This window comes from Bradyrhizobium sp. 61 (assembly GCF_023073075.1).
In the GTDB taxonomy this organism is placed as follows: domain Bacteria; phylum Pseudomonadota; class Alphaproteobacteria; order Rhizobiales; family Xanthobacteraceae; genus Bradyrhizobium; species Bradyrhizobium barranii.
This window is the reverse complement of sequence record NZ_JADPIU010000001.1, coordinates 78,829-100,263: the sequence shown is the minus strand read 5'-3', so window position 1 is coordinate 100,263 and position 21,435 is coordinate 78,829. Positions and strand designations below refer to the sequence as shown.

The following is a 21,435-nucleotide window of genomic DNA, read 5'->3' as shown; positions in this document are numbered from 1 at the left end:
TGCATCCGCTACGTCGGTCTGATCAAGGCGACCGGACAAGTCGTGCTCGCCTCGATCGCCTTCAACATGAGGCGGTGGGCCACGATCGCCGCGTGAGCCCCCCTCCGAGGGCGACAACTACAGATCTTGGCAGGCAATTGCCGGGACCAGGGCATTTGCTCCTGACGTCTTCAGCCTCAAGAGCCGATAACGCAACAGGCCCACAAGGGGAGAAGGAAGAAAGAAGCCGTGCGTTCGCAGGAACGACGGAGGTGCTTGTGGCTTACCGCTACACCGCCACCTGCTCGCCGAGATACGCGACCGCGGCTTCCAGCCCGCCCTTGCCGTGCGGGATCTTCAGCGCATTCAGCCCGATCTCGACCACCCCCAACGTGCCGAGCAGCATCGGCGCATTGACGTGGCCCATATGGGCGATACGGAAGGCTTGTCCCGAGAGATCGCCGATGCCGGTGCCGAGCACGACGCCGCACTTGTCCTTGCAATAGCGCTGCAGCAGCGCGGGGTCATGGCCATTGCTCATGGTCACCGTAGTCACGGTGTTGGAGCGCTCGCTCGCCTCCGCGACGTTGAAGCCGAGCACCTGGCCTTCCGACCAGGCGGAGACGGCGCGGCGCGCGGCTTCGCCGAGCAGGCTGTGGCGGCGGAACGCGTTTTCCAGCCCTTCCTCGTGCAGCAGGTCGATCGCCTTGCGCAGCGCGAACAACAGATGCACCGGCGCGGTGCCGGCATATTTGCGATAATTCTCGCTGCCCTCGCGCTCGCTCCAGCTCCAATAGGGCGTCGACATGTTGGCCTTCTTCTGTACCTCGAGTGCGCGCGCGTTCGCCGCGACGAAGCCGAGGCCGGGTGGCGTCATCAGGCCCTTCTGCGAGCCGGACATCGCGACGTCGATGCCCCATTTGTCCATCTCGAACGGCATGCAGCCGAGCGAGGCGACAGTGTCCACCATATACAGCGCGGGATGGTCGCTGGCCTTGATCGCCTTGCCGATCGCCTCGATGTCGTTCTGCACGCCCGAGGCCGTGTCGACCTGGACGACGACGACGGCCTTGATGGTGTGCTCCTTGTCGCGGCGCAGGCGCTCTTCGACCTCGTGCGGCCGCACCGCGCGGCGCCAGTCGCCCTTGAGCACCTCGACCTCGGCGCCCATCAGGGCGGCGGCGTTGCCCCAGCCGATCGCGAAGCGCCCGCTCTCCAGCACCAGCACCTTGTCGCCGCGCGACAGCACGTTGCTCAGCGCGGCTTCCCAGGCGCCATGGCCGTTGGCGATGTAGATGTAGGACTTGCCCTTGGTCGCGAACAGCTTCGAGATGTCTGCGAGAAGTGTATCGGTCAGCTCGTGCATCTCTTTGGAGTAGATGTCGATCGCCGGACGATGCATCGCCTGCAGCACCTCGTCGGGCATCGTGGTGGGCCCGGGGATGGCCAGAAATTCCCGGCCCGCGCGAACGGTCATTGCTGTTGGTCCTTGTTGCTTGAGAACAGGCTGGTGGGTCGCTGACTCACGTTCTACGCGCCGTGGAAGCCCAAGAAAAGCACGCAAAACGCAGGTCTGGGGCTCATCTCTTGGTCTCGCGGCAGCCGGCGGCTTCGGCCTCTTCCACCGAGCAGAACCAGCGGGTGCCCTTGCTGATCTTCATCTTGATCTGGGTGTACCAGCGGCTGGTCGGCTGGTGATAGATGCACTCGCCGGCGGTGTTGACGTTGCCCTTGATAGTGCAGTCCGGCGAGGGCGCGACCGGCCCGGAGGCCGAGGCGAGCAGCACCGCATGCGCGCCCTCGGGCGGCTTGGTCGCGCCCAGGATGGTGGTCTTCTTGTTGCGGACGCGCCAGTCCCATGGTGCGATGAAGGCGCCCTGCCACATGCCGGCCTTTGCCTCGCGCGCGGCGGCCTCATCGGGTTCGTAGTCGTGAGAGACGCGGGTGTAGGCGAGTGCCCAGCCGCTGCGCACCAGCCACTTCTGGATGTCCTCGCCGCCGACCTCGCAGCGCGCCACAGTGCGGCCGCGCCGGTCGATCGCGCGGGCGTGGCAGACCCAGCTCTTGCCTTCGGTGTATTTGGCGAGCTCGTCGCGCGCCGCGATGCCGCAGGTCCAGCGCTCGGTTTTTGTATTGAGGCAGAGCTGGTCGACCGCGGGCGCGTCGATGCCGCCGAGCCGGACCCGCGTGTTCCCGATCAGGACGGAATCGCCGGAGCGAACCTTTGCGGTGCCGGTGATGTCGGCGGCCTCGGCCAGCGAGGGGATGGCGAGCAAAGACAGCGCAATCAGGAATTTTCGCAACATGCCGGTCCGCGTGTGAGGAAAATCTCGATAGACGTCGCAATTGTGGTCGGCTTTTGGCCGCCGGGCCAGCGCCTGCCTAACGATTGAGCTTTCAACTTCCCGTCATTGTGGCGGGGGCTTGCTTACCCTCCCCCTCCAGGGGAGGGTAAGAGCGAACCCTCACCCTCGCGCCATCGCCCGCTTCGCCACCGCCAGCCCCATCAGCACGAAGGCCGACGTCACCTCGGGACCGCCGACCAGAATCCGCGTCGGCGTCTTCATCTTGTTCCATTCATAGGCGCGGAACGGGCCGCGGCGGCCGCCTTCGCCGAGGCTCGCGACGATTACGTTCAGCGCCGGCGCGAAAGCGCGCGGGTCGGCGCCGAGATGGCCGAGCGCGATCAGCGCCAGCGCCGCGTCGAACACGTTCATCTCCGCGGCCATCAGCTCGCCCTTGACGTAGGAGAGCACGCGATGGCGGATGAAATCGAAATCGCCGTCGGGGTCGATCGCGGCCTGTGCCGCCAGCGGCAGTGCGAGGAAGGCCGCATAGCAGCGGCCGAAATAGGCGCTGTAGAGCTCGGGCAGATAGTAGATGTGCGAGCGCGGATTGGCGAAGGCGCCGCTGGCGGCGAGCCGCTTCTGGAAGCCGATGATGCGATGCACGGTCGCCAGCCGCGCCGGCGTCTCCAAAATCTTCCAGCGCGCGAGGTTGCGGAAGCTGACCTCGAGAATGTCGAGATTGAGCGTCGGATCGAGATCGTTGCCGTAGGGCCGCTCGCCTTTGAGGTTATCGATCCAGGTCGCGACGCCGCCCTCGTAGTCGATGTTGTCGTTGAGCGGCACGGTCACGCGCGGTTCGTTGACGCCGGCGAGCACCTGATAGCCCGAATAGAAGTCCAGCAGCGGCTGGTCGATGATCGGATCGGTGCAGCCGGCTTGCGTCGCCGCCGAGATCGAGCACGCCGTGGTGTCGCAATCCGGCACGTAGACGCCGAAGCCGAGGTCCTGTTTGATCTGGGCGAAGAAGCGGGAGAAGCGCGGATGCGGCGCCGGCGCGAGCGCGGTGATGACATTGAAGCGCGTGCCGTCGATACCCTCGACCTCTTCGCGGCTAATGTTGACGCAGAAATCGACCATGTCGGTGATCGCACGCTCGGATGCAATCTTGTCGGCCGGCGAAGCGAGCCCGGTCTCGACATAGCTCAGCAGCGCCTCGATGAAGAACGCGTCGTAATAGGCCGAGCGGTGTCGGATCTGCACCGGCTCCCACATCGGCTCGGCAATGCCGCTCCAGGGCGGATTGACGACGGCCGCTGCCTGTGAGCGCGCGATGAAGACGCGGGCGAGGTTGAACAGCAGCGAGGAGTTCTTGTAACCGCGCGCGTTCAGCCCCGTCAGCGCCATGGTCAACTCGCGCCCGCGGACATCGGGGTCGCCGATCAGGTTGAAGGCGGCATAGGTCGGCAGGAAACCGTTCTTGCGGTACGAGCCGAGCAGATGCTGCGCGCAGTCGCGGATCACGCCGTCGATCTGCGCTTGTTGCGGCGCTAAGCCGGTGAATATCGCCGGCGGCGGCTTTGGATGGTCGAGCGCGATGCTGTCGACGAGATCGGCGACGGGCTGGCCGACCGCCGCCCAGTCGGGCTCGGCGTCGTCGCGTGCCCGCACCAGTGCCGTGCGAAGCCGGGTCAGCTTCGCCTCGTCGCGCAACTCGGGCAGCCCGGCGCGACGGAGCAGGATCCGCAATGCGGGATTGCCGAGCGCGGTCTTGTAGAACTTGGCCAGATGCGGATCGCCGCTGGCTGGGCCCGACAATACGGGATCGCAGACGTCGTAAAGCGAGGGGCCGTCTTTTCGCGCCGTCAGCGCCCGGCAGGCGGCGCCGGCAAAATAATGAAAGCTCATGAAATACCTGGTCGCGGGGCTTTGGCCGGGGGCCGGCCGGCGCGCTCCCATCTGCGCGCCACCCCCTCCAAGTCTTTGAAAAAGCTACCCGGATTCGCGGGAAATTCAAATGTGATGGCGGTCACGGAAAAATCCGGCACGGGAGCTGCTTGATTAAGGCCGTTACAAGGGGCTCGCGACGAAAAAACGTGCAAATTCTGCTCGGAGGATTAACCAATATCCTCAGTCACTTAGCTCAAATTTTGGGCGATCTATTGCCGGGGAGGAGATATCCGGTTAAGGCTTTGTTTGGTGCGGCGCCGCAAATTGCGCGCAGTTCGGGGGCACATCCCCGGCCAATCCCTCAAACCTGAAGCCACCATCGCGCTACTCAACCATTGTGCGCGCGCTTGGCTGGTCTTTGGCACAGGAACGAACCGAGATGAATGTAAGGCAGCTCGAGCTTTCCAGACGCACGATTGCGGTGGCCGCAGCCCTCATCGGCACGGTGTCGCTCGTGATCGGCGCCCATGCTGCCCTCAACATGCGCGCGATCGATGCCGCCAAGGCCGTGTCGACCGACCTGGTCACCGGCTCGATCGGCCAGTCGTCCCGCCTCGCCCTCGTCATCGGCAATGGACATTATCCCGACGCCAGCGCGCCGCTGACGCAATCGATCAACGACGCCCGCGCGCTGTCCTCGTCGCTCCGCAAGAGCGGCTTTGACGTCGATATGGTGGAAGACGCGACCAAGGACGACATGGTCCGCGCCGTCAATCGCCTGAAGTCCCGGATCAAGCGCGACACCGTCGTCATGCTGTTCTTCGGCGGCTACGGCGTGCAGGCCGGCCGCGAGAGCTACATGCTGCCGGTCGATGCCGTGATCTGGAAGGAAAGCGACGTCCGCCGTCAGGGCGTCTCCATCGACGGCGTGCTCGACATGATGAAGGAGCAGGGCGCCAAGGCCAAGCTCGTCGTCGTCGACGCCTCCCGCCGTAACCCCTACGAGCGCCGCTTCCGCTCCTATAGCCACGGCCTCGCGCCGATCAGCGCGACGGACAACGCGTTGATCCTTTCCTCGGCTTCGCCCGGCAAGGTCGTCGACGACGGCAAGGGCGAGCACAGCGTGCTGGTCGGCGAGTTCCTCACCAACCTCACTGCGCAGGGCAGCGCCGAAAGCGTCTTCAACAAGACCCGCGTCGCCATCTCCCGCGCCTCCGAAGGCGACCAGGTCCCGACCATCTCCTCCTCGCTGCTCGAGGACGTCCATTTCGGCGAAGCAGCCGGCGGCTAGCCGCAAATTGTAGGGTGGGCAAAGGCGCAAAGCGCCGTGCCCACCATCTCTCCAAGAATTCGACAGAAGACGTGGGCACGCTTCCGCCTTCGCTCGCCGAGCTACGGCGGACAAGTCGCTTTGCCTACCCTACGGTCTGCGTGTGTAACGCACCTCTGCCCCCACATCGTCATTGCGAGCGCAGCGAAGCAATCCAGGGTCTCTCCGCGGAAAGATTCTGGATTGCTTCGCTTCGCTCGCAATGACGGTTGAGGCGAGACTTACTTCGCGGCTTCCGTGGCCATCACTGGGCGCACCGGATCGCCTTCGCGCAGGATCGCGCCGGCGCGGGCGACGACGATATCGCCTTCGTTGAGGCCGTCGCGAACCTCGATATTGCCGCCCGACATCAGCCCGATCTCAACCCGCTTGGTCTCGACGCGGTTGCGGCGGATCACCTGCACCACGGTGCCGGCGGTAGAATACTGCACCGAGGTCAGGGGCACCGCGACGTTGCAGCTCTGCCCGGTCTTGATCAGCGCGCGCCCGCTCGCGTTCAGCAGCAGCCGCTTCTGCGAGGAGATGCCGATATAGACCATGCCCTGCTGGATGTTCGGCTCGACGGTCGGTCCGATGCGGCGCACCTTGCCGTCGAGATCGCCCGCGCCGGCAATGCGCACGGTCGCCTGCTGGCCGACCGCGAGCTTCCGAATATCGGTGGTCGCGACCAGGCCGACGAGATCATATTCGCTGCGCGCCACTATCGTGAACAGCGCCTCGCCCTTGGCCGAGGCGAGGTTGCCGATCTGCGCGGTCGACGTCGCGATCACGCCCGCCACGGGGGCGGTGACCTGAAGCGTGCCGCCTTCGGGCAGCGCCAGCCGTGCCAGCACCTGGCCGGCCGTGGTGGTGTCGCCGGCTTCCGCCAGCACGTCCGTGACCTTCAGGCCGGGACGTTCCGGCCGCACGGAGGTCTCCTCGCGCGCGATGATCGTGCCGGTGGCCTCGACGATGTCGGAGAAGCAGGATTTTGCGACCTTCAGCACCGTGACCGCGGGCCCCTTGGGCGCGTCGTCATCGGCGGCGCGCGCGGGCTGGGCGGACAGCAGAACCAGTCCGGCGAGAGCAACGAGTTTTTTGGGAAAGGAACGCGCAGGCAATGGACGCATCGGTCATTCCGGTTGGGGCCTTGACGGCCTCATCGTTAGCAGAAGCAACCGCGGCGGACCATGGGCCGGCCGGATGAGAATGCCGCAGCGCAGGCGGCGCGATGCCGCTTGGTAGATTAGTCGTGGCGCGAGCCAAGAGGTTCGTTGTCTCTTACCCTCCCCTGAAGGGGGAGGGTCGATCGCGCGCAGCGCGAGCGGGGTGGGGTGATCTCTCCACTCGGGTACTGTCGGACGTGGAGGCACCGTCACCCCACCCCGCTATGCATTTCGCTTCGCTCAATGCCTAGCGACCCACGAGCGAGCTACGCTCGTCTCGGACCCCTCCAGGGGAGGGTAGGAAAGTAGCCTCACGGCAGCGTCAAAAACTCCACCCAGTTCGGCTTCTTGCCGGTGGGATAGGATTTCAGCTTGGCGAGCGTGCCGCTGCTTTGGTCGATCGCATAGACCGTCATGCTGTCGGAGAGCTCGCCGACCGCGGCGAGGTAACGCCCCGATGGATCGATGTGGAAGCCGCGCGGCTGCTTCTCCGTCGGCACGCTGCCGATCGTGGTCAGCTTGCCGCTTGTTGCGTCGACCTTGTAGCCGGCGAGCGTGTTGGTGGTGCGCTCGGAGGCGTAGAGGAAGCGGCCGTCCGGGGTGATGTGGATGTCCGCGGCCCAGGGCTTTTTATCAGAATCCTTGCCAGTAAAGCCTTCCGGCAGCGCGGTGGTGCGCTGGATCTCGTCCCATGCGCCGCTCTTGGCCTCATAGCTGAACGCCGCGACGTCGCCGTTCAGTTCATGGATGAGATAGACGAACTTGCCGTTGGGATGAAACACGAAGTGCCGCGGTCCCGATTTCTCCGGCACCTTGGTCACCGGCGGATCGCTCGGCGCCAGCGTGCCCGCGACTGCATCGAACGCGAAGGTCAGCACCTGATCCGAACCGAGATTGGTCGCGAACACGAAGCGGTTGTCGGGCGAGGGCAGGAAGGCGTGCGCATTCAGCCCGGTCGGAATCACCTGCTTCGGCTCGCCGGCGACGCCGTTGGCGAGCAGCGGATTGAGCGCGACCTTGTTGCCGCCATAGGAGGCGCTGAACAGAAATTTGCCGCCGCCGTCGACGGCGATGTTCGCCATGCTGTCGGCGAGCGGCCCGTTGCCGATAGGGCTGAGCTGGCCCGTCTTGGGATCGATCGCAAAGCTCACCGCGAGGAACGGCTGCGAGCGCACGCCGGCAATCAGCACGCGGTGGTCGGGCGTGATCGCGAGCGGTGTCGAGGAGCCGGGCTTGTCGACGCCGGTGAAGGCGGCGGTCTGCACCGGTGTCATCTCGCCGCTCTCGGCCAGCTTGAACACGCTGATGTCGTTGCTGTCGGCGTTGCCGACATAGGCGAAGGTCTCGGCCATGCCGGGGCGGACTCCTGAAACGAGGGTGAGGAAGGCGAGGGTGGTGGCGATCGCAGCGCGTGGCGCGATGCGGCGTGTCGGTCTCGGCATGGGGCTCCTCCTTACAGCGTTACGGCCTTGTCGTTTTGTCCGGAGGATAGCGGGAGCCGTGCCGCCGTACCAAGTTCCGGTTGAAGATCGATCGATGCCGAAATTGTATCGGTCGCGCGGGTGGCTACCGCACTGCGGCCGTCTGGCTGCGGGAGGGCAGGTGCGGGCCGGCCCCAGTGTTGGGTGCCCCGAGCAGGCCCCACACGGCCACCGCGAGCAGCGCGCAGGTCAAAATGGTCCAGGCGACCAATCGTTTCCGCATCAAGCCAAGTCCATCCGTTGTTTGAAACCCCGGGGCCCGCACATGATCGTGCACTGCAAACGGCGACGATCCTATGAACTCGTTCACAGGCACAACATCGCATCGGCATTGCGAACCAATGCCGCGGGAGTGCATTGACCCATATGCCCCGTGAAAACGACCTCGAAGGCAAGACCGACATGGGTGGCAAGCATGGCGGCCAGAAAGGCCAGCCCAAGCCGCCGCCGCGCCCGCGCGAGGGTCCGCGCGATGAGGACGTCGTGGCAAAGCGCCACACCGGCCAAACCGATCGCACGCCGCCGCCGACCAAACAAAAATAGCGCTGTATTTCGCGCCGGGAACATCAGCCTCGCCTTGCCGTTATGCTGATCCCGCAAGCGGACGAGGTCGAACCGGAGGCTGGCACGTGTTTTGGATCTATTGGAACACCGCTTGGTCGCTCATCATCAGCGGCATCATGTTCACCACCATCGTCACCCATCCCGACGCCGAGTTCGCCGAGATCCGGGCGGCAAAGCAGGCGAAGTGAGCCCGCGCGCCTGAGGCCCGATCTCCGGGGCTATGAACCGTTCGCGGGTAGCGATGGCTGCTCCGTCGCCGGCGTCGAAGACGGCTTTCGCGCCGCTCTGCTCGCGCGCTTCCTGACCGTGGGCGCCGGCAAGGTCGCCTGAAGGGCTGCGTCGGCCGCTTGCTTGGCCTCGCGTGCCTCTCGAAGCCGCGCCATGTTCTTGCGAATCTCGATGGACAGCCTTTCGACGTCTGCCATTGCAAGTGCTCCCTCTTCGGCGGCGAGGCGCCTGCGATTGGAGCGCGCGATGCTTTCGGGTGACAGCTCGGCGGATTTCCTGGCGCTCATGCTTCACTCGGTTGTGCAACCGGCAAAACCCGCGCGATCCGGGGATCGAACGGGCTGGCGCGCGACAATCGCGCGAACGCTTTCAACTCCGTCGATGTCTTTGGAAAAGGTGCCCGCGGGCGCATTCAACAAGGCACAGCGGCTGATCGAACGCCCTCGATATATGTCTCGTTCGATTTTCTGCAAGGACGGCAAGGCCGATTTGGCTCAGCCAGGCAGCTCCGGCGCCTCGATCGAGAGGCTTCACACGATCCGGTCGAGGTACAGCCAAGGCTTTATCGATTGACAGGGCTGCACTGGAGTGGTCACGTGCCAGCGCGAAGTTGCATCGCTGTGACAAGCGCATCGACTTGTCCGAAGCTGGCGACGAATGTCGCAGCGCTATCCTCAAAATTCGCAATGAAGCTCCTGCGCAATTGGCTGCCATGCAGGGCGTGTCGCATTTGCAGCCCCAAGCGAGGAGGAGGATCGATTGCAGGTACTCGTCAGAGACAACAATATCGAGCAGGCACTCCGTGTTCTCAAGAAGAAGATGCAACGCGAGGGCGTCTTCCGGGAAATGAAACAGCGGCGTTCCTACGAAAAGCCCTCGGAGAGAAAGACTCGCGAGAAATCCGAGGCCGTTCGACGCGCCCGCAAGCTCGCGCGAAAGCAGGCAATCCGCGAAGGATTGCTGCCCGCGCCGCCGAAGAAGAAGCCGTTTGAGCGCAAGCCGCCCCTGCCGGATGTCAAGGCCCGGGTCCCTATAGCCTGAAGTCGATGCCTCGCAGCACGATGCCGGGCGGCGTACCTTCGAACTCCGTCGCGCGATATTTGCTTGCCGCGCGTGCTTCGATGCGATCCCGCAGGCGAGTGAACTGGGCTTCACGTTGCTCGGGCCTGACCTGCGGGCTGGGCTCGAGGTAGTCCATCGCCGAGGTCGAGATTGCGCAAGGAATCTCCCTGGCACCGTCATGCATCGAGAACCGGACGATCATCCGATCGTATTCGTGGCCGATAAAGCGGCCGCTGGTCAATGTCATGGCTTACTCCGTCACCTGATTGCTTCTTGGCATGATTGTCCCTCAAATCATCGCCGCCCGATTCCCGGTTGGCCGGAGCATGGCGCGCGTCGAGACTGCAGGCGGTCGTCGTTTGCCTCAGTCATCCCCCGACAGCCGGACGAAATCGTCCAGCAGCGCCGCCACCAGCGCGCGGTGGCGTGTGTCCTCGGCGGGCAGGCTCGCAGCATAGAGGTTGAGCAGATGGCGCGCCTTCACCGCCGCTTCCGGCCAGGACGTGGCGGGCACCGTCATCATACGGTTCTCGAGATCGGCCTCGCGCTCGCGCAGTTCCCTGACATTTGCCTCGACCTCCGCCAGCGCGCGGCGCAGGTCGGTCGCCTTCTGCGCGGCCATGCCCCGGTGCTTGTCGAGATCGACGGTGCGGTCAGTCATTCGCCACGCTCGCGTCTGCGGCCTGCGCGTTCGCAAGATCAACCGAGCCGATCGACAGCATCTCCAAGGTTCCGCGGGGGCCTTCGGCGGGCACGGTGATCATCGTGGCAACGCGGCGATAGGCCGCGAAGGTCAGGCCCTCGATCGCCTCCTCGTCAGTGACGACCTCATAGGCGCCGGCCGGCAACATGCGCTCGACGCCGCGGATGCGGAACGGATGCCTGAAGGTGACGGTTTCACGCCGCGAGCGGATGGTCATGCACGCCTGCCTTTCGCAAGTGAAGCCCCAACCGGTGCCGGCCGTCACGACCATGCGCGCTCGCCGCGGCAATAGCCAGTACTATCGTCGCCGGGCCGGCAAGCGACGATGTCACAGCAGCCATTGTTTCCGCAGCATTTTAACCCTCGCTATTGGCTCGGTGCGGGCGTAGGGTCGCTGCCATCACCGCACGTCTCAACGGCTTCGACCGGTGACTGAGGGGCACGTGTGCTCCCGCCGAAGGCTTCGCAGGAGCGTTCGATGGCGTGCGTTCGCTTCGCGGATCGGATCGTGCCGCCGGTGATGGTTCCGCGGTTTCTTCTGCTTCTCGTCGGCGCGGCCGCCATCTTCAATGGCTAGGGCAACAATTGTGCCGTATCTGGTCAGCGGGACCAACGAATACGGCAGCTCCAATCTCGGTCGCGGCAAGGCGACGTTCGCGCTGCGCCTCGCTCGAAAACTGCTGCGCGAAGGCTACATGGACGTCAGGGTCTGCACCCCTCGTGGACGGCTGCTGCAATCGGATGAGCTCGACGAGCTCGAACCAACGGAGAGCGACATGGCAAAGGGTCAGCAACGCGGTAATCGCGAAACCAAGAAGCCGAAGAAGGAAAAATCCAAGGTGATCGCGGCGGCGCCGAGCCGCAAGGAAGCCGCCTGGCAACCGGATTTCGGACCGGCGAAGAAGAAGTAGCGAGGCGTCGGCGAGGGATGGGGTGACTGGCCGCGCTAAGCCGCCACCGCCTGCGCCGACAACAGCTGCCTCAGCTTCGCCGCCGGCACGGCGGGGCTGAACAGCCAGCCCTGCATCTGGCTGCATCCGAGCTGCCGCAGCACCTCGCGCTGGGCTTCGGTCTCGACGCCTTCGGCCGTCGTCGCCATGTGGCGGGCGGCCGCCATGTGCACCACCGCCTGCACGATCGGAGAGGAATCCTCGGACCGGCCGATGTCGCTGATGAAGCTGCGGTCGATCTTGATCTTGTCGAACGGGAAGCGGTGCAGATAGCTCAGCGACGAATAGCCGGTGCCGAAATCGTCGAGCGCGATGCGCACGCCGAGCTCGCGCAGCTGCTGGAGAATCGTCAGCGCCTCCTCGTCGTCGCGAATGAGCACGGTCTCGGTGACCTCGAGCTCGAGCCGTCCGGGCGCAAGTCCTGACTCCGCGAGCGCGGCTGCAACTTTGAGCGCTAGCGTCCTGGCGCGGAACTGCACCGGCGAGACGTTGACCGCAACGTGGATATCGCCGGGCCAGCTCGCGGCCTCGGTGCAGGCCTGCTTCAGCACCCATTCGCCGATCTCGCCGATCAGTCCGGTCTCTTCCGCGACCGGAATGAAGTCGGCGGGCGAGATCATGCCGCGCTCGGGATGGCGCCAGCGCAGCAGCGCTTCGCAGCCGTTGACCACATTGGCCGCGAGATCGACCAGCGGCTGGTAGTGCACCTCGAACTCGCCGCGGGCGAGGGCCTGGCGCAGGTCGAGCTCGAGCTGGCGGCGCAGCCGCGCCTTGGCGTCGTATTCGGGCACGAAGAGGCGGAAGGTGCGGCGGCCTTCGGACTTCGCGGCATACATCGCGAGATCGGCGCGCTTGAGCAGATCGTCGAGATTGTCGCCGTGATCGGGCGCGATCGCGATGCCGATGCTGGCATCGGTCGGGATCTCCTGGCCCTTGCAGTCCACGGGCGTACGCAGCGCTTTCAGGATGTTTTCGGCAAGCGCCGTCAGCTCGGCCCGGTCGCTGGTGCCGGCCTTGACGATGGCGAATTCGTCGCCGCCGAGCCGCGCAATGAGGTCGTTGCCGCTGACGCAGGCGCGCAGGCGGTTGGCGACCTGGCGGAGCAGCTCGTCGCCGACCTCGTGGCCGAGCGAATCGTTGACGCCCTTGAACTCGTCGACGTCGATGTAAAGGATCGCGAACGGCTGGCCCTGGGCAAGCTCCGCGATGCGGCGCTCCAGATGGCCGCGCATCAGCACGCGGTTGGGCAGGTCGGTCAGCGCGTCGTAATGCGCCATATGCGCGATGCGCTCGTCGGCGCGGATGCGCTCGGTGACGTCGTCGTGGGTCGCGAGCCAGCCGCCGGCGGCACCGGGCTGGTTCTTGATCTCGATCAGGCGGCCGTCCGCGGTCTCGACGACGGCGCTCTGGGTTCGCCCGGTATTGCTCAGAATGTCGTCGCAATAGGACGCGACGTCACCGTGGAACGATCCGGTGTCATAGCGATGCTGGATCACGTCGCGGAAATAGGCGCCGGGCTTCACCACGTCGGCCGACAGTCCGTACATCTCGATGTAGCGCCGGTTGCAGACGATCAGCCGCTCGTCCTGGTCGAACATCAACAGGCCTTGCGTCATGGTGTTCATCGCGGTGTCGAGCTGCTGCTTCTCCGCGGCGAGCCTGCGCGTCATCTGGCGGAAGATCAGGAACAGCGTGAGCACGAGCAGGCCGATCGACAGCACGGCGACGGCGACGAAGAATTTTGTCTGCGTCCGCCAGGTGGCCAGCGTCGCGTCCAGCGATTTGGTCGCGACCACGACCAGCGGCTCGCCGGTCAGGAGGCGCGCGGCGACGATGCGGTCCTTGCCGTCGATCGGGCTGGCGAGCTGCGTCGTGACGAAGGTGCGCTCGAACACCGCCATCTGCTCGCGCGTGCCGTTGCGAAAATTCTGTCCGATCATCGCGTCGACATGCGGAACGCGCGCGAGCAGCTGGCCATTCTGGTGGTGCATCGCGATCGAGGATTCCTCGCCGAGCCCGGCCGAGGCGAAGAAGGATTCGAGCTGCTCCGGCGAAATGGCCCGCGACACCATGCCGAGGAATTCGCCGTGGGGACCGGAGACACGTCGCGCGAACACGATCGCAGCTCCGTTGTCGAGCCGGCCGGGCACGACTTCGATCTCTTCCTGCGAGGCCGGATCGTTCCTGAGGCGATTGAAGTAGCCGCGGTCGGCGACCGAAATATCGGCGACCGGCCAGCGCCGCGACGAGTTGATCAGCACGCCGTTGGAATCGAACACGTTGGCGCCGGCAACGTCGGACCAGCCGCTGGCTTTGGCGCGCAGCACCTCGTGCATGGCCAGCGTGGCCATCTCGCTGCGGAAGACATCGGCGGATGTGATGCCGTGGCTCTCGAGCTCGGCGATGACGCTCTTCTGGAGCACCGCAAAGTCGGCGAATTCGCGGTCGAAATGCCGGGCGAGCATGCGCACGGAGTTTTCCAGGCTGTCGCGGCCGCTCTCGATTGCATTTTGCCGGAAACGATCGACGGTGAGCGCGGTGCCGATGGCCATCGCGACCATCAGCACGAAGCCGCCGGCGATCAGCCACGTCAGCGGCGCGCCCTGCCAACGGCGGAGCAACGCGCGCATGCGCGTGGTCCATCGGATTGATGTGCCCATCCAGCCCTCCCGTGGGATGCAAGATGCAGCAAAACCGACAAGAGCCCGTTACCAGTAAGGGTTAGGGAAACGTGAATCGGAACGGAATCAGAGGGTTGGTTTCCCTCGATCGGCGAGAGTTCCGCGGGCCGGGGTTACGGTGACGCGATTCCGGTGGATCACCGGCGGATTTCCCACCTCAACGCTTCCACATTTTTCTTGGCGAACGTCTCGGGCACGTCGAACTTTCCGGTCTCGAGATCATAGCGGCAATGCCAGCCGCCCAGTCCCTTCATGGCGACGTTCTTGGGATGATTGTCATATTCGCCCGACAGCGAGATCACGAGGTAGCGGTTGTTGGGCCAGTCCATGCCGAGCGAGCGATAGGCCTCTTCCGTACCCTCCATGAGATTGGCCGAGATGTGGAAGTCGAGCTTGGCGAACCTCTTCGTCTCCGGCCGGCCGTAGAAATAGGCCCAGGCGAGACCGCTGAGCGGCTTCTTCGTCGCGCTCGCGAAGGCGCCCTTCTCGACATGGTAGAGATAGAGGTCCTGCTCGCCCGAGCCGGTCTTCTGCATCCGCACCAGCCATTGCGAGTCGCTGGTGAAGCGGAAGCCGGCCCCGTAGCCCTGCTCGGGCTTCAGCTCCGTCATCTGCTCGCCGCGGCGAGCCCAGACCTGCCATTTGACGTCCCAATCCCCGCCGTCCTTCATGTACTGCTCGATCCTGGTGGCGCCATCGGGCGAGGTGAAGGCGAGGCCGGCATTGTTGGTGAGGATGTAGTCCGGCGGCGGGCCGGATGCGGCGAGCGCCGGAGAGGCGGCCAATGTCAGGACAAGCGCCAGCCATGGTGCGGGACGGCAAAATGCGGTCACGGAAAAAAATCCTCAAGAAATGACCGCGATGCGGCCTCGGTGATTTGACGCCGTCGGTGCCCCGCCGGTTCATGCCGGGCGTGCCGGAACGAAAGGTGCATCATCCCAATGATCGACTTGCTGACGCAGCCAAATCGGCGCAATTTGCCGGCCTCGGTTGATTTGCGACCCAAGGGTTCATTGTCTGATGATCACCGCTTCCAAGGCCTTCATTGCATTCTGCCTGCTCGCGGTGGGCGGCACCCTGCTGGTGATCGGTCCCACCGAGCTGCGCCGCCTGCTGCCGGGCGGCGCGCAGACCGAGATCGCCGTCGCCGCCAAGCCGGAGGCAAAGCCCGAGGCCAAAGCGGAGACCAAGCCAGAGCCGAAGCTGGACGAGCCAAAGCTCGCCGCCGCGCCGCCTGCGCCATCGGCGCCCCCGGCCTCCGCGCCGAAGGTGGATGCGCTGGCCGAGACGCAGAAGCAGGCCATGGCGCTGGCCGATCTCGTGCCGGCCAAGCCGCCGGCGGCCACGACCGATGCCGGCCCGCGGTTCGACGTCGCGCGCGTCGACGATCACGGCGAGGCGGCGGTGATCGCGGGTCGGGCCGCGCCGGGTGCACAGGTCGAGCTGCTGCGCGACGGCAAGCCGCTCGATACGGTTGTCGCCGATGCCTCGGGCCAGTTCGTGATGACCCCGCCGCAGCTTCCCGCCGGTTCCTATGAACTGACCCTGCGGGCGAAAGCGCCCGATGGTACCGTCACGCAGTCGGGCCGCAGCATGCCGGTGACCATCGCCGAAGCTGCTCCGCCGCCCGCGCGGGTCGCGAGGCAGGAGCCGGCCCAAGCGCCGAAGCACGCCGAGAAGCCCGACGACAAGTCTGATGTCGTGGCATCCCTGCCGTCGGCATCGTCGCGCCAGGCATCGGCGCATGACAGGCCCACGGTTCAGCCGAGATTTATCGGTGCACCGAAACCCAGGGTCATGGCGCGAGCGCCCGCGGCCACGACCGTTGCATCGGCGTCGCCGGCGGACGCCATCAGCGGCGCACCGGCCGAAGCAGGCGGCAACCGGGTGATCTCCCGCGGTGACAGTCTGTGGGCTCTCAGCAAGCTCGCTTACGGTGACGGCGCCCACTACGCGGTGATCTTCAACGCTAACCGGGGCAAGATCCACAACCCCAACCTGATCTATCCCGGCCAGACTTTTGTGGTGCCGCGGAAGGCGGATTGAGGTCGCATCGGCAACGCCGGTGCGCGTTGCGACGCTTTGCCCTCCGTCTCTCCGGAACATTCGGTTCCCCAGCGCGTCATTGTGATGCGACCCAGTGCGTGCTTGGCGCTGGGAGGAGGCCGAGGTGGTCAGGTCCGCTTTCATGTCCGGACGCATGGGACTGGCGCTGGCGGGCGCTGCTCTCATGATTGCGGCAGTGCTGCTGCCGAATAAGGCCGAGGCACAGTTCGGATTGCGCGGTGGTCCGCTCGGTGTCGCGCGCTTTGCCGTCGGCCACGTGATCGGCATGACACGCCTGCGCCATGCGCGCATGGCGGTACGGGGCGGCCGATACCGCTCCGCCGCGTTGAGGTCGCAGGATCCTCGCGGCGCCGAACGCGGCCAGCCGGCCAACCCCTACATCCTGCGTGCGGCGCTCACGGCGCAAGCTGCGCTGTCGGGCTGGCACGGTGGCCGCCGCCCGCAGGGCTGGTGGCGCCACCCCGATGGCAGCTATGGCTGGGCGGGCCCGGTGTTCTGGCCGTTCGCGCATGACGACCTCACCACCGCGATCATCCTGGGCGATACGACCAGCCTCTCGCTCTATGGCTATGGCGACATCTACGCCGCAATCTTCGCGCCCTATGCGGCCACGGAGTTCGCCGCCTACAGAGCGCCGCAAGGCAGGCGCGCGCGAAAGGTGCCTTCGGTTGAGGCCGTTTGCGATGCCAGCGACACCGGCGGCCTGCCGGTCGACCGTATCGTCGCCCTGGTGCAGCCGAACGAATTGCAGCGGGCAGCGCTCGATGAGCTCGCGACCGCCTGGGTCGCTGCGCGCGACACCATCCGCACGGCCTGCCCGACGCAGGCCCCCGCGACCGCCGCGGAGCGCCTCGGCCTGATGCAGACGCGCCTCGCGGCCATGATCAAGGCGACGGACGCAATCGCGCCGCCGCTCGCAAAATTCGTCGATCTTCTCGATGCCGGCCAGAGGGCAAAGCTCGACGCGCTGGCCAATGAGCGCCGTGCCGCGCTTGCGGCCGGCCAGCGCAAGGACGCGCAGGCGCCAGCCGCCTGCGAGGCCGGCTACGATCCCCGCTATGATGTTCAGGCGCAGCGGCAATACGAGCAGCTCATGCAGCAGCAATGGCCCGCCGGCGAGATCGCGTCCACGCTGAGGCTTGACGGCACCGCTCGCGCCCGGTTCGAGGTGCTCCAGGACACCACGCTGCGCACCATGGAGACACTGAGTGCGTGCCCGTCCAAGGCCGAGCCCACGCCGCAGGCCCGCCTCACGGCCGTGAAGGCGCGGCTGGAGACGATGCTGCAGGCGGTGAAGGGCGTCGGCGACGCGCTCGACGATTTCGAGGCAGACTTGAGCGACGAACAGAAGGCCGGCTTCGAGGCGATCGGGCCGAAGCGCGGGGCGTGATCACCCGCACGCCCAGTCGAACTTCATGTCCTTGAAGTCGAGCTGCGCATTGCCGCCGCCGAAATTGTAGCCGCCGAAATATTCCTCGAACTCGATGTAGAACGGGCTCATCTCCGGCACCGCTTGGCACGGCCGCATGGTGCCGCCGAGGTGGTTGTGCGCGTGATCCTTGCCCCAGTCATGCAGGCGGAAATTGTCGCGGCTCGGCACGCCGCCGACATAGTAATAGTAGGGCTGATAACCGGTCGGTGGGTCTTGCCTTGTGTGCTCGTCCTGCGGGCCCTTGCCGGCATTGGGATCGGTCGCGCGCGGCACAAGCGCGATCGCGCGGGTCTCGCTGAGATCGGCGCGCGGCTGCGCGGCAAACATCTTTTTTGCGTAAGGCGCGGCGGCCTCGAAGAAGGCACTGGCGCCGCCGACGTCGAGCCAGCGCGGCCGATCGGCTGTCGCAAGCGGAAGCGGTGCCGGCGGCGCCGCGAATGCGCCCTCATATTCGGCCTTGGTCAGCAGCAGCGCGGCATATTCGTAGTCGAGAATATCGGTCATGCGCGAAAGCCGCGGATGCGCGGGTCGCGCCGCCACGGCTTCGCGAATCTCGGGATCATCGGGCGCCCCGCCGTCATTGTGGTCGGGCGCCGTGGCGAAGAACGACACCGCGACGATGTCCTCGCCATGCACGCGATAATCGTCAGGCAGCTTCAAGGTGAAGCCGTGCATCAGTGGAAAGCCGGTGACGGGATCGAGCGGCCATTGCTCGCTGCTGATGCCCGGCGGCAGGCCAAAGACCCAGCCGTGATCGCGCGCACGATCGGCGGGACGGTCCAGCATCTGCAAATCATACGCGCGCGAAGGCAAGGCAAACGCCACGATCGTCTCCCATCCGAAATCGAGCCTCGACGCCGAGGCGATGGTTAGTCGCGGGGAGGAGGGATGTGGTTCGTGGGCGCGGTGTGGGAGATGATGCCATTCTGCCGGTGTTTTGCCCGACGTGTCAAACCACTCCGGTACCCGCGTAAGTCATTGATCCGACAGTCCCCGCCTACTGTGCATGGGGTTGTTTTCGCACTTTTTATTAGAGGCTACCCTCGCCGGCGCGCCGCCGCGGCATCCACCACGTTCTCCACTTCCTCGCGCCAGGACAAAATCTCCATCGCCAGCACCGGGTGGTTGAACCCCTTGAGCACGAGGTCGTCGAGCGCGCGGGCTTCGACCCAGGGCTCGACGATGCCGTAGACGCGGCGGCTGACCACGATCTGGTTGGCCTTGGCTTCGTCGCAGAGACGCGAGGCGAGGTTGGTGACGCTGCCGATCGCGGCATATTCCAGCCGCTGCTCGAAGCCGACCTGGCCGAGCGTGGCATAGCCGAGCGCGATGCCGATGCCGAAGCCGAGCGTGTGTCCGCGGTTGCGCCACTTTTCGGTCAGCGGGCCGATCGTGTCGCGCATCTCCACCGCCATCTGGACCGCGCGCCGCGTGTGGTCCTCGAACTGGATCGGCGCGTTGAACAGGATCATCACGCCGTCGCCGGCATATTTGTCGAGCGTGCCCTCGTATTTGAAGATCAGCTTGCCGAGCGCGGCGTGATATTCGCGCAGCACGTTCATCGCCTCTTCCGGCTCGGTCGCCTCGGTGAAGGCGGTGAAGCCGCGCAAATCGCAGAACAGCACGGTGACCTCGCGGCGATGGCTGTCGAGCAGCGAGTCATGACCATCCGACGACGCGATGAGCTGGGCGACCTGCGGCGCGAGAAAACGTTCGAGCCGCTTGATGCGGCTGATCTCGCCGAGCTGCTTCTCGACGCGCTCTTCCAGGGAGCGGTTCCAGTTGCGAAGCTGCTCGGTCTGCTCCTGGAGCTTGGCCGCCTGCTGCTGCACGGTGTTATGTGCCGCGGCGAGCTCGCGGCCCTTGTGATCGACCTCGGTGAACAGCCGCGCATTGCGCATCGCCAGCACGGCCTGGTTGGCGAAGGTGCGCATCAGGCCGGTGAGGCTTCCGCCGAACTCGCCGCCGGCCCGGCGCAGCACCACGAGCGAGCCGAGCGTGCCCTGCTGGTCGAACAGCGGCACCACCAGCACCGAGTGGAAGCCGGCATCGATCGCGACGTCGCGCAGCGGCTGCTCGGAGGCCCGGTCGAGATCGGCAATCGCGATCGGCTCGCCGCTGTCGGCGGCATCGCTCAGGATGTTCGCGCCTTGCTGGATCGTGACATGCGCGCCGTCGGCCGATTTGTCGATGCCGTTGGATTCGATCAGGTTGAAGCTGTGCGTCTCGGCATCGAAGCCGTAGATCAGCACCGCATCGGCATGGGTGATCTCGATCGCGCGCGCCGCGATGGTCGGCAGCACGGCGTTGAGGTCGAGCGAGGAGGCGACCGCGCGGCCGACCTCTTCCAGCGCCTTGAGCTCGTTGATCGACTGCGCGAGATCGCGGGTGCGCTCCTCGACCTTGGTCTCCAGGTCCGAATAGGTTTCCTGGAGCTGGCCGGCCATGCGGTTGAACTGGCCGGCGAGGTCTTCCAGCTCGTCGGAGGTATGGACGTCGATGCGGTGGCTGAAATCGCCTTCGCCGAGCTTGTGCGCGCCGTCGCGCAGCGCCGTGATCGGGATGATCATGCGGCGGGCGAGCAGCGTGCCGGCGAGGATCGCGACCATCAGGCCCATGCCGATCAACAGCGCGATGCGCACGAGCTGGTCGCGGATCGGCATCAACGCCTGCGTCGTCGGCTGCTCGAACATCACGTTCCAGCCAAGCTTCGGCACGGTGCTGGCGGCGCTCATCACCGCATGGCCGTTGAAGTCGGTGCCCGAGGTGTCGGGCTCGCGGCCGGGCGCAATCGCCGCCGCCACCTGCGGCAGCTTCGACAGGTCCTTGCCGACATCGGGCCCTTTCGACGACGTCGCCAGCACGCGGCCGCGCGGATCGACCACATAGGCGAACGCGGCCTTGCCGACCTGGGCGTCGGACAGGAAGTCGGAGAGGAAGCTGAGGTCGATTTCGGCCACGGTGACGCCGGCATTGAAGCCGGAATGCGCCACCGAGATCGACGTCATCGGCGTCCGGTCGGAGAACCAGGCCGGCGCGTAGCTGACGCCGCGGGCAACCGTGTCGGTGAAGCGCATGTCGCGGGAGAGGTCGGCATTGCCGCCGGTCGTGGTCGACTGGCGCGAGACGCGCAGCACCTCGCGTCCCTCGCCGTTGAGCTGGAACAGCTGGTTGACGACCGAGACCTGGTGCAGGAGCGATGCGTAGTCGGCGCGGCGCTTCTCGAGCGTGTCCTGGCTTGCCCGCGTCACCCAGCTGATCTGGCGCTCGAGCTCGGAGATCGACTGCTCGATCCGCCGGGCGGCTCCTTGCGCCTTGTCGTCGAGCCCGTCGGTCAGCTGGGTCTTGGTGGCGCGATAGGAGATCCAGGTCTCCATCGCGCCGTTGACGGCGAGGACAAACACGACGAGGCCGACGAGGGAGACGACGTATTTGGCGAACAGGCCCTCGCGCAGAAACCGTGTCTTGTCTTTCGCTCCCGCCATCCAGATCCTCTCGCGCCGTCATCGACGCCGGCGCTACGGGCCGTACCGGTCCAGGCGCCCTTCTACCACAATTCGGGCCAGGAGACGGTCCTGCGACCGGTCGACCGGCCAGCGTGGTTACCCGATGTCGACGCCGGGCTGGGCCGGAAGGGT

General features: G+C 65.8%; 22 protein-coding genes. 8 read left to right on the top strand and 14 right to left on the bottom strand.

From position 1 onward, the window contains the following. Window positions 1-268 precede the first annotated feature (268 nt). From IVB46_RS00470 to IVB46_RS00460, 3 genes are all read right to left on the bottom strand, one after another. The gene (locus IVB46_RS00470; protein ID WP_247314790.1) at window positions 269-1,456 is read right to left on the bottom strand and encodes an aminotransferase class V-fold PLP-dependent enzyme; all 1,188 of its coding nucleotides are present in this window, start codon (window positions 1,454-1,456) and stop codon (window positions 269-271) included. A gap of 103 nt (window positions 1,457-1,559) precedes the next feature. After that, window positions 1,560-2,285, bottom strand: coding sequence for a thermonuclease family protein (locus tag IVB46_RS00465; RefSeq protein ID WP_085403671.1), 726 nt, complete (start codon window positions 2,283-2,285; stop codon window positions 1,560-1,562). Window positions 2,286-2,444: 159 nt separating this feature from the next. Then, a complete protein-coding gene (locus tag IVB46_RS00460; protein ID WP_247314788.1) occupies window positions 2,445-4,172 on the bottom strand; it encodes a hypothetical protein in 1,728 nt (575 codons plus the stop codon). Between the two features lie 421 nt (window positions 4,173-4,593). Here IVB46_RS00460 and IVB46_RS00455 point away from each other — a divergent pair, with 421 nt between their 5' ends. Beyond that, window positions 4,594-5,445: a caspase family protein gene (locus IVB46_RS00455; RefSeq protein WP_247314787.1), complete on the top strand. Its 852-nt coding sequence runs from the start codon at window positions 4,594-4,596 to the stop codon at window positions 5,443-5,445. A gap of 260 nt (window positions 5,446-5,705) precedes the next feature. Here the strand turns inward: IVB46_RS00455 and IVB46_RS00450 are convergent, their stop codons facing one another. From IVB46_RS00450 to IVB46_RS00440, 3 genes are all read right to left on the bottom strand, one after another. After that, complete coding sequence (locus tag IVB46_RS00450) at window positions 5,706-6,593, bottom strand: HlyD family efflux transporter periplasmic adaptor subunit (protein WP_028149312.1); 888 nt, start codon at window positions 6,591-6,593, stop codon at window positions 5,706-5,708. A 347-nt stretch (window positions 6,594-6,940) separates the two neighbouring features. Beyond that, window positions 6,941-8,071, bottom strand: coding sequence for a lactonase family protein (locus IVB46_RS00445; RefSeq protein WP_247314785.1), 1,131 nt, complete (start codon window positions 8,069-8,071; stop codon window positions 6,941-6,943). Between the two features lie 124 nt (window positions 8,072-8,195). Continuing rightward, complete coding sequence (locus tag IVB46_RS00440) at window positions 8,196-8,333, bottom strand: hypothetical protein (protein WP_155257792.1); 138 nt, start codon at window positions 8,331-8,333, stop codon at window positions 8,196-8,198. Window positions 8,334-8,476: 143 nt separating this feature from the next. On the opposite strand from IVB46_RS00440, the gene IVB46_RS00435 reads away from it, so the two are divergent. Then, the gene (locus IVB46_RS00435) at window positions 8,477-8,653 is read left to right on the top strand and encodes a hypothetical protein (protein ID WP_247314783.1); all 177 of its coding nucleotides are present in this window, start codon (window positions 8,477-8,479) and stop codon (window positions 8,651-8,653) included. Between the two features lie 86 nt (window positions 8,654-8,739). Next, window positions 8,740-8,862, top strand: coding sequence for a hypothetical protein (locus IVB46_RS44795; RefSeq protein WP_256376446.1), 123 nt, complete (start codon window positions 8,740-8,742; stop codon window positions 8,860-8,862). A gap of 30 nt (window positions 8,863-8,892) precedes the next feature. Here IVB46_RS44795 and IVB46_RS00430 read toward each other — a convergent pair whose 3' ends face one another. Next, complete coding sequence (locus IVB46_RS00430) at window positions 8,893-9,189, bottom strand: transcriptional regulator (RefSeq protein ID WP_247314781.1); 297 nt, start codon at window positions 9,187-9,189, stop codon at window positions 8,893-8,895. Between IVB46_RS00430 and IVB46_RS00425 the strand changes: the two genes are divergently transcribed. Both IVB46_RS00425 and rpsU read left to right on the top strand, forming a co-directional pair. Next, window positions 9,149-9,475 carry a hypothetical protein gene (locus tag IVB46_RS00425; RefSeq protein WP_247314796.1) on the top strand — a complete coding sequence of 109 codons (327 nt, stop codon included), beginning with the start codon at window positions 9,149-9,151 and terminating at the stop codon, window positions 9,473-9,475. The two genes, IVB46_RS00430 and IVB46_RS00425, sit on opposite strands and share 41 nt — an antisense overlap. A 186-nt stretch (window positions 9,476-9,661) precedes the next feature. Continuing rightward, window positions 9,662-9,943 (top strand): 30S ribosomal protein S21, encoded by a 282-nt coding sequence (gene rpsU, locus IVB46_RS00420; RefSeq protein WP_063980487.1) that lies wholly within the window; start codon window positions 9,662-9,664, stop codon window positions 9,941-9,943. On the opposite strand, the gene IVB46_RS00415 is transcribed toward rpsU, so the two are convergent. The 3 genes from IVB46_RS00415 to IVB46_RS00405 all read right to left on the bottom strand — a co-directional run bounded on the left by IVB46_RS00415 (window position 9,933) and on the right by IVB46_RS00405 (window position 10,884). Next, window positions 9,933-10,211, bottom strand: coding sequence for a DUF1488 domain-containing protein (locus IVB46_RS00415; RefSeq protein WP_028149308.1), 279 nt, complete (start codon window positions 10,209-10,211; stop codon window positions 9,933-9,935). The two genes, rpsU and IVB46_RS00415, sit on opposite strands and share 11 nt — an antisense overlap. A 117-nt stretch (window positions 10,212-10,328) precedes the next feature. Beyond that, a complete protein-coding gene (locus tag IVB46_RS00410) occupies window positions 10,329-10,625 on the bottom strand; it encodes a hypothetical protein (protein WP_028149307.1) in 297 nt (98 codons plus the stop codon). Next, window positions 10,618-10,884, bottom strand: a complete 267-nt coding sequence (locus IVB46_RS00405; RefSeq protein ID WP_063986001.1) for a hypothetical protein — start codon at window positions 10,882-10,884, stop codon at window positions 10,618-10,620. The genes IVB46_RS00410 and IVB46_RS00405 overlap by 8 nt, the downstream gene beginning before the upstream one ends. Before the next feature lie 352 nt (window positions 10,885-11,236). Here IVB46_RS00405 and IVB46_RS00400 point away from each other — a divergent pair, with 352 nt between their 5' ends. Further along, window positions 11,237-11,578, top strand: a complete 342-nt coding sequence (locus tag IVB46_RS00400) for a hypothetical protein (protein ID WP_208089604.1) — start codon at window positions 11,237-11,239, stop codon at window positions 11,576-11,578. A gap of 35 nt (window positions 11,579-11,613) precedes the next feature. On the opposite strand, the gene IVB46_RS00395 is transcribed toward IVB46_RS00400, so the two are convergent. Next, window positions 11,614-14,277: an EAL domain-containing protein gene (locus IVB46_RS00395; RefSeq protein WP_247341609.1), complete on the bottom strand. Its 2,664-nt coding sequence runs from the start codon at window positions 14,275-14,277 to the stop codon at window positions 11,614-11,616. 158 nt (window positions 14,278-14,435) lie between these two features. Further along, window positions 14,436-15,131 carry a hypothetical protein gene (locus IVB46_RS00390; protein ID WP_247314777.1) on the bottom strand — a complete coding sequence of 232 codons (696 nt, stop codon included), beginning with the start codon at window positions 15,129-15,131 and terminating at the stop codon, window positions 14,436-14,438. Between the two features lie 187 nt (window positions 15,132-15,318). On the opposite strand from IVB46_RS00390, the gene IVB46_RS00385 reads away from it, so the two are divergent. Beyond that, window positions 15,319-16,344, top strand: coding sequence for a LysM peptidoglycan-binding domain-containing protein (locus IVB46_RS00385; RefSeq protein ID WP_247314775.1), 1,026 nt, complete (start codon window positions 15,319-15,321; stop codon window positions 16,342-16,344). A gap of 142 nt (window positions 16,345-16,486) precedes the next feature. Beyond that, window positions 16,487-17,755: a Spy/CpxP family protein refolding chaperone gene (locus IVB46_RS00380; RefSeq protein ID WP_247314795.1), complete on the top strand. Its 1,269-nt coding sequence runs from the start codon at window positions 16,487-16,489 to the stop codon at window positions 17,753-17,755. Here IVB46_RS00380 and IVB46_RS00375 read toward each other — a convergent pair whose 3' ends face one another. Then, window positions 17,756-18,622 (bottom strand): hypothetical protein, encoded by an 867-nt coding sequence (locus tag IVB46_RS00375; protein WP_247314773.1) that lies wholly within the window; start codon window positions 18,620-18,622, stop codon window positions 17,756-17,758. 212 nt (window positions 18,623-18,834) lie between these two features. Then, the gene (locus IVB46_RS00370) at window positions 18,835-21,282 is read right to left on the bottom strand and encodes an adenylate/guanylate cyclase domain-containing protein (protein ID WP_247314771.1); all 2,448 of its coding nucleotides are present in this window, start codon (window positions 21,280-21,282) and stop codon (window positions 18,835-18,837) included. Between the last annotated feature and the right edge of the window lie 153 nt (window positions 21,283-21,435).